Source organism: Allohoeflea poritis (assembly GCF_027889715.1).
GTDB lineage: Bacteria > Pseudomonadota > Alphaproteobacteria > Rhizobiales > Rhizobiaceae > Hoeflea_A > Hoeflea_A poritis.
On the sequence record NZ_JAPJZH010000024.1, the window covers coordinates 22,410 to 36,090 of the forward strand.

At 53.3% G+C, this 13,681-nt stretch carries 12 protein-coding genes; all 12 read right to left on the bottom strand.

Translation table 11 applies throughout. The features are described 5' to 3' along the window. Positions 1-77: 77 nt before the first annotated feature. The 12 genes from OOZ53_RS24365 to OOZ53_RS24420 all read right to left on the bottom strand — a co-directional run bounded on the left by OOZ53_RS24365 (position 78) and on the right by OOZ53_RS24420 (position 13,680). Positions 78-527: a hypothetical protein gene (locus OOZ53_RS24365; protein ID WP_271092388.1), complete on the bottom strand. Its 450-nt coding sequence runs from the start codon at positions 525-527 to the stop codon at positions 78-80. Positions 528-747: 220 nt separating this feature from the next. Then, on the bottom strand, positions 748-2,433 hold the full coding sequence (locus OOZ53_RS24370) for an FAD-dependent monooxygenase (protein ID WP_271092389.1): 1,686 nt from the start codon (positions 2,431-2,433) through the stop codon (positions 748-750). A 379-nt stretch (positions 2,434-2,812) separates the two neighbouring features. Beyond that, positions 2,813-3,427, bottom strand: coding sequence for an NAD(P)H-dependent oxidoreductase (locus OOZ53_RS24375; RefSeq protein ID WP_271092390.1), 615 nt, complete (start codon positions 3,425-3,427; stop codon positions 2,813-2,815). A 1-nt stretch (position 3,428) separates the two neighbouring features. Then, a complete protein-coding gene (locus OOZ53_RS24380) occupies positions 3,429-4,853 on the bottom strand; it encodes an FAD-dependent oxidoreductase (RefSeq protein ID WP_271092391.1) in 1,425 nt (474 codons plus the stop codon). 239 nt (positions 4,854-5,092) lie between these two features. Beyond that, positions 5,093-5,980: a fumarylacetoacetate hydrolase family protein gene (locus tag OOZ53_RS24385; RefSeq protein ID WP_271092392.1), complete on the bottom strand. Its 888-nt coding sequence runs from the start codon at positions 5,978-5,980 to the stop codon at positions 5,093-5,095. 14 nt (positions 5,981-5,994) lie between these two features. Next, positions 5,995-7,047: a cupin domain-containing protein gene (locus OOZ53_RS24390; protein ID WP_271092393.1), complete on the bottom strand. Its 1,053-nt coding sequence runs from the start codon at positions 7,045-7,047 to the stop codon at positions 5,995-5,997. A gap of 167 nt (positions 7,048-7,214) precedes the next feature. Continuing rightward, positions 7,215-8,018, bottom strand: a complete 804-nt coding sequence (locus tag OOZ53_RS24395) for an SDR family NAD(P)-dependent oxidoreductase (protein ID WP_271092394.1) — start codon at positions 8,016-8,018, stop codon at positions 7,215-7,217. Further along, entirely contained in the window at positions 7,960-9,378 is a 1,419-nt protein-coding gene (locus tag OOZ53_RS24400) for an MmgE/PrpD family protein (protein ID WP_271092395.1), read from the bottom strand. Before OOZ53_RS24400 ends, OOZ53_RS24395 begins: the two co-directional genes overlap by 59 nt. Then, positions 9,371-10,792 (bottom strand): FAD-dependent oxidoreductase, encoded by a 1,422-nt coding sequence (locus tag OOZ53_RS24405; RefSeq protein WP_271092396.1) that lies wholly within the window; start codon positions 10,790-10,792, stop codon positions 9,371-9,373. The genes OOZ53_RS24400 and OOZ53_RS24405 overlap by 8 nt, the downstream gene beginning before the upstream one ends. After that, entirely contained in the window at positions 10,793-11,017 is a 225-nt protein-coding gene (locus OOZ53_RS24410; RefSeq protein ID WP_271092397.1) for a hypothetical protein, read from the bottom strand. A 224-nt stretch (positions 11,018-11,241) separates the two neighbouring features. Next, positions 11,242-12,342 (bottom strand): C4-dicarboxylate TRAP transporter substrate-binding protein, encoded by a 1,101-nt coding sequence (locus OOZ53_RS24415; RefSeq protein ID WP_271092398.1) that lies wholly within the window; start codon positions 12,340-12,342, stop codon positions 11,242-11,244. A 27-nt stretch (positions 12,343-12,369) separates the two neighbouring features. Further along, positions 12,370-13,680, bottom strand: a complete 1,311-nt coding sequence (locus OOZ53_RS24420) for a TRAP transporter large permease (protein WP_271092399.1) — start codon at positions 13,678-13,680, stop codon at positions 12,370-12,372. Position 13,681: the final 1 nt, after the last annotated feature.

Sequence of the window (13,681 nt, forward strand, 5' to 3'; positions counted from 1 at the left end):
TTGATCACCAATCGACGCCAAGTAATATAAACCCTGCCAACGGATGAAGTTGTTGATCGGCAATCTCCACGCCAAGCTCAGCACTTACCAAACTGGGTTCCCATGGGCGTCCCAACATTATTATCGCCATGCGATATTATAGCCATGGCGATATCACCTTGATGAAGTGCGGCCTGAACGGACGTCGAAGAGAAAGCACCCAGTTTCGACACTACAGTCGTCAAAATCGATCTTTTACCAGCCAGCTCCGCCAATTTGCGGGTGCGACCCGTACGGTTAATTCCGAAGCGAAAGCCCGAACCGACCACCACATGTTTGACACTCAGCCCGCTGAATAGGATCTCAGCAACTAATTCTTGGGGTATCATTGAGCGGAATAGTTCATCGAACCGTGGCTGAAACAGCAACTGGATATTCTGGCACTTTGCAAAATCAATTTTTGCTCGGCTACAGCTGCTGATGTCCCAAGTGGAATCCGTCGAGATTGCCGATGGCCAACACCGCACCGCGTAGGTGATCCCCGACATTTGTGGCATCCTCGAGCACTACCAGCTCGGGTTTCTCAAGGCGGTTCATTTCGCGGGCGTATTCCCGTGGACGGGAATTCTGTTCGTCAGCATTTGCTATTGAAGCCATTTTGTCCGCGGTTCCATCATGTTTGCCATGTCTCGTTCGATAATGGGATCCATTTTTCGGCATGTTGCCGGTCGAGAATTCAGCAATCCAAGAGATGCCAAGGCCTTGTCGTTAGCGGCCGGACGATCGTTTTGCATCTTGAGCGCCGAGACTTGATCTTTTCCCAACTACCTTTTCGAGAACAAAGGACGGGTCGAGCGGTAGATGTTCGTTTCGCCAGGCTACGTGGCCATCCGGCCGGACCAACACAAACCGTCGATCATAAATGTTGGCGATATCGGGCTGATCAACGAGCAGAACTTCAAATGGTATGCCAAGTTCCTTGGCCTGCACGGCAAATGCTTCCTCGGCGGCGCGCCGATCAACATCGGTAAATGTCAACAACACAAAGCCGCCGCCAAAAAAGTCGATCATTGAGCGACCGTCCCGTAGCCAAGCATGTGGCGCTCGCGCACCCGGGCGACTTGTCTGATTGTATATTATGGCTTCTTCGTATTCTTTCGCGATAAGGTCGGGATCTTCGCCTTCTTCATATATAATAATATCTGAGTTCATATACCGATTGCCAAGATGCATGTTTAGCGAGAACCATTCTCTGCGCAAGCCTTCATCAAAATACTTCCGCAGCCGGCGGCGTTGTTCCCGGCCCTCGTCGCTTTCCTTGAACATCTCCTCGGTCGCTGCCGCCGCTTTCATCGTGTTGAGGTTTCCGGTAGAAAACTGCGTAAACCGCGCTGCAATGGGAATTCGTTCCTGATCATAAGATCTTAACAGGGCTTCCTTGTCGCCCCAGCCTTGCAGTATCGCAGATAGCTTCCATGCCAGATCAACCGCGTCACCAATTCCCGTATTCATGCCCAGGCCGGCGGTGGGCGATGTACGGTGGCAAGCATCGCCACATAGTATCACGCGACCGGAATGGTACCGATCTGCTACCAACTCTGATCGAATCCACGGCATAATGGAGATGACAGTCAGGTCGAATTTTTTTCCAACCATTTTGTAGGCGAATTCGGCCACTTCCTCCTCGTTGTAAAGGGGTTGCGGGTTCTTGTCGCCGATTATCGACATTCGCCATCTGTCGCGGCCGTCTATGGCTACGATTGTTCCCCACGCCCCATCAGGCCCCACGAACATGTAACGATATCCCGGCGTCTTATCATGGAGATCGTTGAAACCTTGTGCTTCGAATATCACGTTGGTTGTGTAAGTGAGGACTCCGGCGCCGTGCATTTCAATGCCGAGCTCGTCTCTTATTCCAGAGTTGCCTCCGTCACACCCGACCAGGAACTGCGCAGAGATTTGCTTGGTCTCACCAGTCTTCAGGCACGAAATTTTGGCGACCACATGATCGCTTTTCTGTTCATGCTCCAAATACTTTAAACCATAGTGGATCTCGGCGCCCTTTTCTCGCGCGAATTCTGTCAGGACAGGATCAAAGAAATTCTGCGGACAGCGCTCCCGTGTCACCGGGCTTTGTGCCGGGGGGATTTCACGACTCATCGAAGGCATTATTTGTCGACCTATTTCAAAGCCGGTCATGGTTGTGAGGAAAACATTATCCTGCGGATAGTCGCGATTATAACCAGCATTGTGGACCCGTTCGGTGAGACCCCAGCGCCTCATATACTCCATCGTTCGAATGCCCACCATATCCATCTTTGGTTGTCCGGCCGTGCCGTCGTTCATATCGACAAGTGTTACTTCATGGCCGCGGTTCGACAAATCACCCGCTAGGGCAAGCCCGACCGGCCCCGCTCCTACAACAAGGATTTCTGTTTCAACTTTGAATGTCATCGGCTTCGTGCTCTTTTTTGTTGTGACAGGGCCAATCATCGACTTAGCCTGCTGATTGATTGAGTGGTTTCGAACCAATAGCTAACTGATCTCATCGGGTGCGTTAGATGGGTTTAAGGGAACAGTTTCCCAGGTTTGGAGCTCGGTCTTCGGGTTGGAAGTCAAAGTCATCATTTGCAGGCCCCGTTGCGGGATTCCGCAAAATCTTGCGTTTACGGTTTTACACTTTGGCAAATGGTAAGACCAAGGTCAATGAACCTTGAATAACTATGTCTTGATTCCGACAAGCAAATTGTCAGCCCGTGCTCATCTGCCGGCTTTTATGCTCGCCATCAGCGGCCGCCTTGTTGATTGGCGTCGCCGCAAGTCAACAATACAGCTAGAAAGGACGTGATTTTTGCCTTCTTGCCAGCGCCTTGCCGCGCCGAGATCCAAGTCTTTTCGATTGATCGAGCCACCGGGAGCGTTTTCCCTCCGATGAGTTAGCAATCGGCCCGAAAGTGAATATCCGGGTTGGAGAAACACCGGCTGGCTTTAGCATGGCACGTTTAATCAGATTGTGTCCCGGCGCGCCCAAGACCCATTTGTAAAGCCTTGGAGGTGTGTCCATCGTGACAATCACATCTGCGGACCGGCCGGTAAGATGCCGCTTGGGAAGCAAAGTTCCTGGTTCGAATTCGAACGCCCAGTTCTTTCCAAAGACCTGTTCCAAAAAACCTTTTAATCGGGCCGGCATCGCACCCAACCATGTTGGGTAGGCGAACACGATATGGGCAGCAGAACGAATCCGGTTTCTGGCGTCTTCGAACACCGGGTCCAACGGTCCTGGTCGGCCAGACGGGGTTGCGTCGAAGGGCATTTGCGACAGATCCATGAAGTCAACTTCGCAGCCTGAATCGCGTACACCTTCGGCATATGCCTCGGCCAGGGCACCACCGTAGCTCTTGATCGTTGGAAAACCGAAAATAATGAGAATCTTCGAGGGAGCGCCCATGCTACTTCACCGGTTTTTGTCGAATGGCGCCGTTCGCGGCTACGCGCCCGAAGATCACGGACTTTGAAAGCGAAGAGCCGCTCATATATCCACTGCCGTGAAAACCGCCGACGCATTCACCAGCCGCGAATAAACCCTCTATCGGATTGCCGAAAACGTCCAACACTTCCATGTTCCGGGTTACCCGTAAGCCGCAATAAGTCGCCAGCATAGCCGTCGTGCATGGATAGATGTAAAATGGAGCTGAATCGATTTTGGAAAGCGTACCCCAGCCGCGACCGAGGCTGGTTCGCCCGAAGACGGTATCACCGCCTGCATCGACGTCGCGATTGTATTTTTCAATGGTTTTGGTAAGCACGTTGCCATCCAAGCCTACCAGCTCGGCGAGCGCTTCGATGGTATCGGCTTTTTTTACCAATCCCAGTTCGAGCGCTCCTTCGAAGTCGTTCGCATTCGGCGCTTTACGAGATTGATCCATGATTGACTGATCCCAAACTTGGAACCCGATGGAACGTTGTTGATCGAGGCAGATTTCGCCAAGTTTTTTGTAAGAAATCGACTCGTCTGCAAATCGTTCGCCGTTCAGATTTACCGCCACGGCGCCACGGTAAATGGCAAGACGCAACAGTGCTTCGCTCGCCTTGGGAGGATTGTCTTCGGGATAGTTGTTGAGCGAAACGCCAAAGGTTCCATTTAAGAACGCCGTATCGACAAAGTCCGCGCCTAGCTTCCACGCCATCAACAATCCGTCGCCGGAATTTCCTTCGCCCCCCAACCGTAAAGCCCGCGCCATGCTCGGAGCGAATTTGGCGATCAGTTCGGCATTTCTGGAAAACCCACCGGTGGCGATCACAACGCCAAGTCGTGCGTTGACAGTTTCGCGCAATCCATTGTGGTCGATTGTAGCGCCGCTGACACGGCCATCGCCGTCAACGTACAAATTGGTAGCCGAAGCGTTGTTTAGATAGGTGATGCGGTCATCATCCAACACACGTTGGTGCAGGGCGTCCATCAGCTGCTGCGGATCTGTTGCGTGGGTGCGTGGTACAGATTGATTGGAGCTTAAAGTGACGGGATGAAAAACGACCCCGTTCGCCAACAGCCAGTCAAAGGCTTCAGATTGATGTTCCATGTAGAGCGATACAAGCTGCGGATCTGCTGCGTTTCCGGACGCCGCCATGATGTCATCGGCCATGGTTTGAGCGGTATCTTCGAAGCCTGCAGCTCGCTGGGCAGCAGTGCCCGCAAATGCAAATGATCCGCTGCTTTGAACCGTGCTTCCGCCATATTCGGCGTTTTTCTCAACAAGAAGCACTTTGAACCCTTGACCGGCCGCCTCAAGAGCGGCGCTATGGCCCGCAAGACCGCCTCCCAAAACCAGAAGTTCACACTCTTCCAATGCATGTATGCGTACGTCGTTCGTCATAACACTCTCAGCCCTACTCATTGGCGTCGGCCTTTCACAGTTTGCCGTGCGTTTCTCTAGAGTAGACAAATGGTATTACCATTTAATTTGGCGGATATGGATTGTCAATCAAGCTTAACATCGAACCACCGAATGTTCCGACATTGGTCGGGCCCGCAGTGGTGCTTAACTCGAGTTTTAAAAGCAATGGCTGCACTCGAAAGACGACCGGCGGCAGGCGATCCGTGATTGGAACTGAACTATTCTTGTGGTTTGTCCCATACCGGGTGGTCGCCGACCGCACTACTCTCAACCCTGACCTCCAATGCACCGACGCCTTCCGCGAAACTTGCCACGAGATCTCCCTCCTTGATCGGGCCAACGCCGGAAGGGGTTCCGGTAGCGATGACGTCACCGGGATAAAGTGTCATCACAGCCGAAGACATCTCAATCATGGTTGGGATGTCGACAATCAGATCGCGGGTGTTGGCTTTTTGCCGCTCTTTGCCGTTTACGGTGAGACGAATGCCCATTTCTTGCGGATTTGTGATCTCATCGCGGGTGACAATCCAAGGTCCAAGCGGGCAAAAGGTGTCATAGGACTTGCGCATGACCCTTTCCTCTTTGCCGCGGATCACAACATCGATCAGACAGGAATAGCCGAAAATGTGCTCATAGGCTGCCTCCTTGGCAATTCCCCTGCCGCCCTTTCCGATAATAATCGCCAGTTCGCATTCGTGGTGAACCTCTCGTCCCTCAACAGGCGGAAGTCGGATCGGTTCATTGGGTCCGCTGAGGCTGGAATTTGCTTTCAGGAAGAAGCCTTGCCCTCCCGATGTATACTTTGAAATCAATCCGACTTTCGATGATTTCTGTTCCTCAATGTGGGCTTGGTAGTTAGCTGGAAAGGCGATCACTTTGTTAGGCCAATTGATCGGACAATCCAGCGTAACATCCTGAAGAGGAACACGCGGCGCACTATCAGGTAACTCCAATGATCCAATTCGTGAATTGCTGCGTTCGATGAATTGGATCATCGCGGTGTCCGGCCAACGCTTCGGGTTCAAGTGCTCCAATTCGGTTAGGTCAACAACGTCATTGCTTTCTATGACCCCGACACGTCCGCCGTTAAATCGAACAACTCTCAAGAACTGTCTCCTTATCAAACATCAGTTTCTTCGCGCCAAAGTCCGAGTGTTTTCATGACCGGGAAATCGTTGACTTGAAAAAGCAGACAGTCGTCGGAATCTGATCGATTGGCGTGTGCGTGCTTTGCCCAAGGCGGAACTGAAAAGAAGTCGCCTTGAGCCCATTCGAACACATCATCGTCGACGACTGTTTGGCCATTTCCGCGCACCACGTGGTAGACTGAGCTTCCGGTATGTCGATGCGGTTTTAACGATATCCCAGGTCTGAGACGCTGAAAGAAAGTCCCTATGGTCGGATTGGCCGGGCCACCTGTCAGCGGATTTGAAAACTCAAGGATGGTATCGTCGTGCGGATCTGGTTCGAGCATTGCCGCATTGTGTATGGCATCTTCCATGCGTGCCTTGGGGTATGCCAGAAGCGGATTGGGGCGCTCCAAACGGGATGGGTATGTGGGCCGCATTATCCCGCTGCCGTATTCGCTGAACGATGCCTGCGGATTATTCAAAACCGGCTGGCGCGGCGCATCGGAACCTTCATAGAAGACAGCCTCCAAGCTACGCACCAGTGAAATATCCAACACGTCGAGCCAAATCATGGGTTCATCACCGAGATGCTCGTGATCGTGCCAAGCCCCATTTGGCGTGAAGACCAAGTCTCCCTCGTTCATCTGATACTGCTCACCATCGACAATTGTATTGGCACCCTTGCCGTGCATGATGAACCGAAGGGCGGAAGCTGTGTGTCTGTGGGCGGTGGCGACTTCTCCGGGATTGATAAATTGAATTGATGCCCAGATTGTTGGTGTTGTCCCGTATTCGAGACCAGGATTGCCAAGTCGAAGCGTTCTACGGACCGAACCATGCTCGAGCTTGATGTCACGCCCGATACGATCCAGATTTTCCATGATATCGGCGTGTTTCCAGTGGCAGGGCACCATTGTCGGTTTCGGCACGGGCGTAAACAGCGGCGGGTCATCGGCCTGATGGATTGAGAAATTGAGCGCTTGTAAATCGGCTTGCAGGTTCTTTCGAGCGTCGCCGTCATTGGCGGTCATGACATCAGACATGCGTTTCTCCATGGTTTTTATTGAGCCGGCGACAGATCGCGGGCGTTTGGTTCAAGTCAGCAACTGGAGCGCTAAAGAATTTAGATGTAATAGTTTTGGATCTTGGGAGTGGCCAATATACAAGTACGAATGCTAGATGCGGTATTGTGTTTGCGTATTTCATTGCATTATACGGAAGAATATCTTCCCCCTGTGACTCTAATGTCTTCGCCCGAGATGAATCCTGTTTCAGGCGATGCAAGAAATAATACGCAATCAGCTATATCGCTGACTTCACCTGGCCGCTTTATTGGCGTGTGTTCTTTGGCCCGGCGATCAATGTCGGCATATGTGGGCATATTCATCACCCGATCTGTCCGGATGAGCCCAGGCGAGACAGCATTGACGGTAATGCCCTGTGGCGCCAGTTCGATGGACATTGCGCGCGTCAGTCCGAGTACGCCGGCCTTGGCCGCCGAATAGTTTGCCTTTTTCCTCTCACCCAGGCTTGCCCGTGATGCGATGTTTATGATGCGACCGTAGGACGATGGGATCATCCGCGCCACCACGGCCTGCGAAACGAGGAATACGGAAGTCAGACAGACATTGAGCACGGAATCCCAATCCTCCTGAGACATCTCCAAAAAACTTCGGTCGCGTGAGAAACCGGCGTTGTTGACAAGGATTTGAGGCTCTCCCAATTCGGAAACTGTCTGGTTCACCGCATCAGCGATTGACTCTGCTTTCGTTACGTCGGCTTGAAACGCGACCGCTCTGCCACCCAAGGTTTCGATCTTATGGACCGTCTCTTTCGAAGCGGCTGTGTCAAGGTCCCAGATCGCGACTTTCGCACCAGCGCCAGCCAGTGTTTTGGCGATACCCTGACCGATGCCGGCGCCGCCGCCGGTCACGATCGCTACCTGATCTTGCAACCTATGTGGCAAGGTGAGGGATCCTTTCATTATTGATGAAACTTGGCTCGAACGGCTCAAATATGAAGTCCAAACCACCAGTAATTCTCTCTAATTCACTGACCCGGCCGATCAGGAATCGAAGATCGCTTTCCTCCGCAATATCCGAAGCCAGGGTCAAAAACTTGGTAATCACTTCGTCATCGGACAGGGGATTGCTCGGAGACCCCTTGGGCGCATTGCATGCCGTCTTTCTGGTTGTGCCATCGACAAGTTCAATTTCGACACGGCACTGATGGTAATGGTCCAGCTTGAGGTCCTCCCTGATCTCGATTGAGTTCATCAGACGCTCAAACCGGGGATCGGAAGCGATATCGCGCGCGCTTACCGTGTGTTCAGGCAGAATTACATCATGCTCACCAAGCGCTAGAGCAATGCAGTATTCGGCGTGGAAGCGTGCTTCCATTGGGGTAGATGGTGGCTCGTCCTTTTTTACACCGGCGATGATGTAGGGCGGAAGGAAGACACGCGCTTTGATGATCAGGTTCGGATCAATTCCAGATTTTCTGAGTTCAATTGAGGCGTCAATTGCAGAATGAATATATCCGCAACACGCATGGAACTTCCGCCTCGGTGCCGTCAATGCCCAGGTCTGGGCGGTCAAAGCAGCAGAATCGAATCTGCGTGCCAATGTTGCAAACAGTCCAATGGGGCTCTCCAGTAAGGCCGGCGGACCAGTCAGACCGCCCATGGCATATCTGGCGGCGCGTAATCCAACGCTGCCGGGCCATGAACCGAACAACAATGGCTTGGTGGATCTGCCCTCTCCGAAAATCACCTCCGCAGGGCACCAACCGGCGAGGGCACCCGAAATGGCCATGGCTTCAGCGACCTGAGCGCGATCGCCGCCCAGTAGCTTTGCACAGGCCGCGGCAACACCGATCGTGGACGGAATGCCCGGCGGCGTCACACCTACATCCTCATAGGACTTCATGGTTGGATAATAAGCATTGTAAATTCGCGCGGTCGCCTCTATCCCAGCGATTATGGCCGAAAGTACGTCCGTACCGGCGCTTTCTTGCTCTTGTCCGAGTGCGAGCGCTGTGGGCACCACTGCAATGCTAGCGTGCCCGGCAATCAGGTCATTGAGTTCGAAGACATCTCCCATATAGGCGTTGACTATCGCCGCGACATCGGTGGGTACTTTTCGCGAAGACCCGATGACCGAAGCGCGGCTTGGCTTATTGCCAGCGACGCCTAATTCGGCGGCAAGGAGCCTGCGGGCATCGTCATCGCGGGAACCGGCGGCAATGCATCCAACAGTGTCCAGAATACAAAGCTTGGCCTGGTCGCGTACATCTGCAGGGCAGGACTTTATCGTCAGTGAAGAACAAAGCCCCGCAATTTCCCAAAACGGTTTGAATTTGCTTGGATCAGACAAGTTGAGGGTCCCTGAGTATTTGTTCGGAGGCGCGCAGCCCTGTAACCGCCGACTTGACCAAGCCGCCGACATAGCCCGGCTTTTCGCCACCTTCTAAACCACCGGTGCAAGCACCTGCCGCATAGAGGCCGGGTATGGGTATGCTGTCTTTTGTTGCCGACAGCACCTGGCTGTTTGCGTCGATTTCAATACCACCCATCGTATGCGTAATTCCGGCAATGATGGGTGCCGCAAAATACGGCGCTTCTTCAATCGGCCAAAGATTTTGGGGCGTGAAACTCCGGCATGGCGTTAAAGAAGAGCCATCGTTCTTAGCGATAGCGCTATTGTGGGAGATTACCGTTTCGCACAGATTTTCTGCCGGCAAAGCAATCCTGTCGGCCAGCTCTGACAAGGTATCACTTTGGATCACCGCGCCCTCCAAATCCAAAAGATTGGGATTTGGGGGAATAAAGCGTGCCCTGCCTGGACCTTCCCAAATATTATGATCAAAGATCACCCAAACTTTATCCGGATCGGGTTGCCTGGCTACCGCATTGGCAATCGACACACCGCCCAGCCCTTCGTCGCAAAAACGCCGGCCGTAAGCATCCACAACGATTCCGGCCAGCGCGAGATAATCGAGCCAAGGGTATGGCCAGTAGCGACTGTCTTGAGCGCTTGGAGCTGACTGCAGGTGGCCATAGAAACCGCTAAGGTCGGTCACTTTGCCGCCAAATGCCGAAACCATTTTTAGTCCATCGCCGACACTTTGCCCGGAGTTCCTTTGCAGCAATCTTTCGGGCAATGCCGAGATGTTCTCGCGCAACAGGTCGCTGTTTGACTGGAAACCGCCATCGCAGATTATGGTAGCGCCGGCGAGTATCGTGACCGATTGGCCATTTTCTTGAAGGGCCGTCATGCCTAGGCAGCGACCGGCATCTCCGACTAGCTGCTGGCCATGGAGACCTCTATGCAGTTCCCCACCCAGATCCAACAGCTGTCGTTCAAGCGTTCTTAAAAGGACATCGCCGGACCGCCCTTCCGTGCTGCCACCAATGCGGTTTATTGCTGGCGGCGCGAGTACAAAATTGTGCCATGGGTCAGGGCTCCCTTTGACAAAGCGAATCCCCTGGTTTTGTAACCATCTCACAGCGCGGATGGCATCGGTTGCAACTGCTTCAGCCAGGTCTTCGCGTGCTGAGTAGCCGGTCTCCTCCAGAATGCGGCCTTTCAAGAGTGCCGGATCGCTGAGGATATCGGTTAAGCAGACATGGAAGACACCACCGGACATCCGCGTGTTGCACGGATAACGTTCATCTTTGCCTTTTTCTGCAACAAGGACCGACTTCCCAGCCTGGGCCAGTCTTAACGCGCAGGTGATTCCGGCAAGACCGGCACCCATCACGACGGCATCTACGGTAAGGTCGGTCATTTAGCGTGGCATCATTGTATCGGCGACGAGAGCGACGATTTCGATTAGGAGGCGGACGATGGCAAACGCGGCAACGGCCGATAAGGCCGCCAATGGTAATACCAGCATCGCACCCGTGTGGAAAAACAAGGCGAAACCGGTCACCAGTACATAGCCGGCGGCAACCCATTCGATTAATGGCTTGTTTTTTATTGCGAACCGAATGGATGGGTAGTCTTGATCCAAATCTCACCTCCTTATCTGCCGGTGGGTTGTTACGGATTGCCGATCGATAAGCTGTATCGTTATAATGGTAATACCATTTTAAAGACACCACAATATGATAAGAAAGATTGGCTTAAAAAACCGGCAAATCTCGTACTTTGAAGGCTAATTACACTCCAGTGGGTCGCGCAGAAGCGAAGTCGCCTTCTGCGCAGTCATTGGTCAGGGCTTTACTTGCCGGACCCTTACAGCTTGCCGTAGATTTCCCGGCGCAATGCAGCTTCGTATGCATCGATGTCATCGCCCAACTCGTCGACAATTGTCTCCCACTTGGCCAAGTTTTCGATGAATGCGCCGACGATCGCATCGGCGTCAGCCACACCGGCTTCAGATGCCGCTGCAACGACCCGTTGTGTTTCTGCTTCAATATGCGCATCGATGACGTCGCGAACTTCCTGCCCAGGTTGGGTGACGTTGAATCCCAGTGTTTCGGCATCGTTGATTACTTTTTCGGATTCGTTCCGGTAAGCAAATGCAGCCTTTGCGACACCTATTGGAGCGGCATCCAGCAGGACGGCGCGCTGCGTATCGGTAAGGTCTTCCCACATGTCCTTTCTCAGATTCAGCATTGGGCCACCAAACGTAGCGCCCGATGCGGTCAGCAGAACATTCTTGGCCACATCTCCAAATGAGCGGGTCACCAGCCAACCTGGCGAGCCGAGCGTGCAATCGATCTGGCCCCGTTGAAGGCCTTCATAAACCTCACTTATGGTCATATTCACAGGCACGCCCCCGACCGCTGTCGCAATTCCGGACAGCGCGGCGGTTGAGCGAATTCGTTTGCCGTTGAGGTCAGAAAGGGTTGTCAGCGGATCAACACATAAGAAGCTGTAAGGTGCTGTCGAGTAGCCGCCGAGAAACTGCACATTCCAGGATGCAAGCTCAGCAAGACAGCCCTCGCAATTTAAGAGCACTGTTTCGGTAAATGCCGCTGCCGCGACACGCGGATCACCACCTAAAACACTGAGTGAAGCGATAGTGTTCAGGACAGGCAAGTCGGTTGGATAGTAGATGGTCGAGACCATGCCCCCATCAACAATACCATCTCTGATCCCAGCAAGTGTCGTTTTGGTGCCAACAACTGCACCGCCGGCCATGAGTTGGTAGTCAATTTCATTGCTGCTTTTCTCCTTAGCAGCTTCCAGAAACGGAATGATGCCTTCGCGGACAAGCACGGATTTTGTCGATCCGTAGGCGCCGTAGGTGATCGTCTCGGCTCCGACGGAAAGCACAGAACCGGCGAGCATCGTCGCAGCAAGGCCAAATCGGCTGATTATAGAAGTCATTGGTTTTCTCCTCCATTTTTTTGTGAATCAGTCGCTCATCACGCTCGGCAAAAAGAGCGTAATTTGCGGAAACAAGATCAGCAGAGAGACGACGATGAGCTCGGCCAACAGGAACCAAGCGACACCTTTATAGATCGTGCCCAAGCTGATCGAATTTCCCACAACCCCCTTCAGGACAAACACGTTGAGGCCAACCGGCGGCGTAAGCATGCCAATCTCCATGTATTTGACGAGCAAAATACCCACCCAGATCAAGCTGACATCCAAAGCGTCAAGTATTGGTAGAAGTATTGGAAGTGTTAGTAGCATAACACCCAAGGGGTCCAAGAACATGCCAAGAACAAGGTAGACAAGCCCGGTCATTATCAGGATCGTCGAAACATCGAGGCTCAACCCGACGACATATTCGGTAAGCTGAAAGGGGATGCCTGTGAAAGCAAGGAAACGCGTAAAAAGCGAAGCGCCGATCGCAATCAAGAAGATCATCGCCGTGCCGGTCACTGCATCGCGTAGGCTGTTTGACAACACCGACCAGGAAAAGCGCCCTTGCACTGCGGCAACAAGCGTTGCGATCAATGCACCAAGAGCTGCCGCCTCGGTCGCACTGGCCAGGCCGCTGTAAATGCTTCCAATTACGCCGATAACGAGGATCGGCAGTGGCCAAATCGTCACAACCAGGGAAAGCCTCTCTCTAAGGCTATAGGTCTCGTGTACAGGCGGTGCCAGACTGGGATTGAGCGAGGATCGGACGACAATCATCACCGCATAACAAAGGGCCGTTAAAAAACCTGGCAGGATACCGCCGATAAGGAGCTTTCCGACCGGTGCCTGCGCAAATACGGCATATAAGACAATGAGTATGCTAGGCGGTATGATGGCGCCCAGGGTTCCGACCGCTGCTGCGACGCCAGTTGCCAGACTGGGATTGTACCCCAACCGCAGCATCTCTGGAACGGCAATCCGGCCCATTGCCGCCGTGGTCGCTAGACTTGATCCCGATGCGGCAGCGAACCCCGCGCCCGCAAAATTGGTGGCGACTGCCAAACCCCCCGGCAGTCGGCCAAGCCACGCCCGCGCAGCGTCGAAAAGGCCCGCAGTCAGACCAGAGTGCGATGCGATACCGCCCATCAACAAGAACATTGGAATTGCCGACAAAGTCCAGTGCGCGGTGAAGTCATACGGGATCGATGCCAGTGCCCCGAACGCTGCCTGCTCGCCACGAATCCAGAAAATGCCAATGAAAGATACGGCTGTGAGCGATAGTGCAATCGGTATGCGAAGAAACATCAGAAGCAAAAGAGTTCCAACGCCGAGCAGGCCTATCTCAAAGGGTGCCATC

Bases quoted from the DNA above. Each gene is read 5' to 3' on its own strand.
- OOZ53_RS24365 (WP_271092388.1), bottom strand. From the start codon at position 527: ATGTCGGGGATCACCTACGCGGTGCGGTGTTGGCCATCGGCAATCTCG.
- OOZ53_RS24370 (WP_271092389.1), bottom strand. From the start codon at position 2,433: ATGACATTCAAAGTTGAAACAGAAATCCTTGTTGTAGGAGCGGGGCCG.
- OOZ53_RS24375 (WP_271092390.1), bottom strand. From the start codon at position 3,427: ATGGGCGCTCCCTCGAAGATTCTCATTATTTTCGGTTTTCCAACGATC.
- OOZ53_RS24380 (WP_271092391.1), bottom strand. From the start codon at position 4,853: ATGACGAACGACGTACGCATACATGCATTGGAAGAGTGTGAACTTCTG.
- OOZ53_RS24390 (WP_271092393.1), bottom strand. From the start codon at position 7,047: ATGTCTGATGTCATGACCGCCAATGACGGCGACGCTCGAAAGAACCTG.
- OOZ53_RS24405 (WP_271092396.1), bottom strand. From the start codon at position 10,792: ATGACCGACCTTACCGTAGATGCCGTCGTGATGGGTGCCGGTCTTGCC.
- OOZ53_RS24415 (WP_271092398.1), bottom strand. From the start codon at position 12,342: ATGACTTCTATAATCAGCCGATTTGGCCTTGCTGCGACGATGCTCGCC.
- OOZ53_RS24420 (WP_271092399.1), bottom strand. From the start codon at position 13,680: ATGGCACCCTTTGAGATAGGCCTGCTCGGCGTTGGAACTCTTTTGCTT.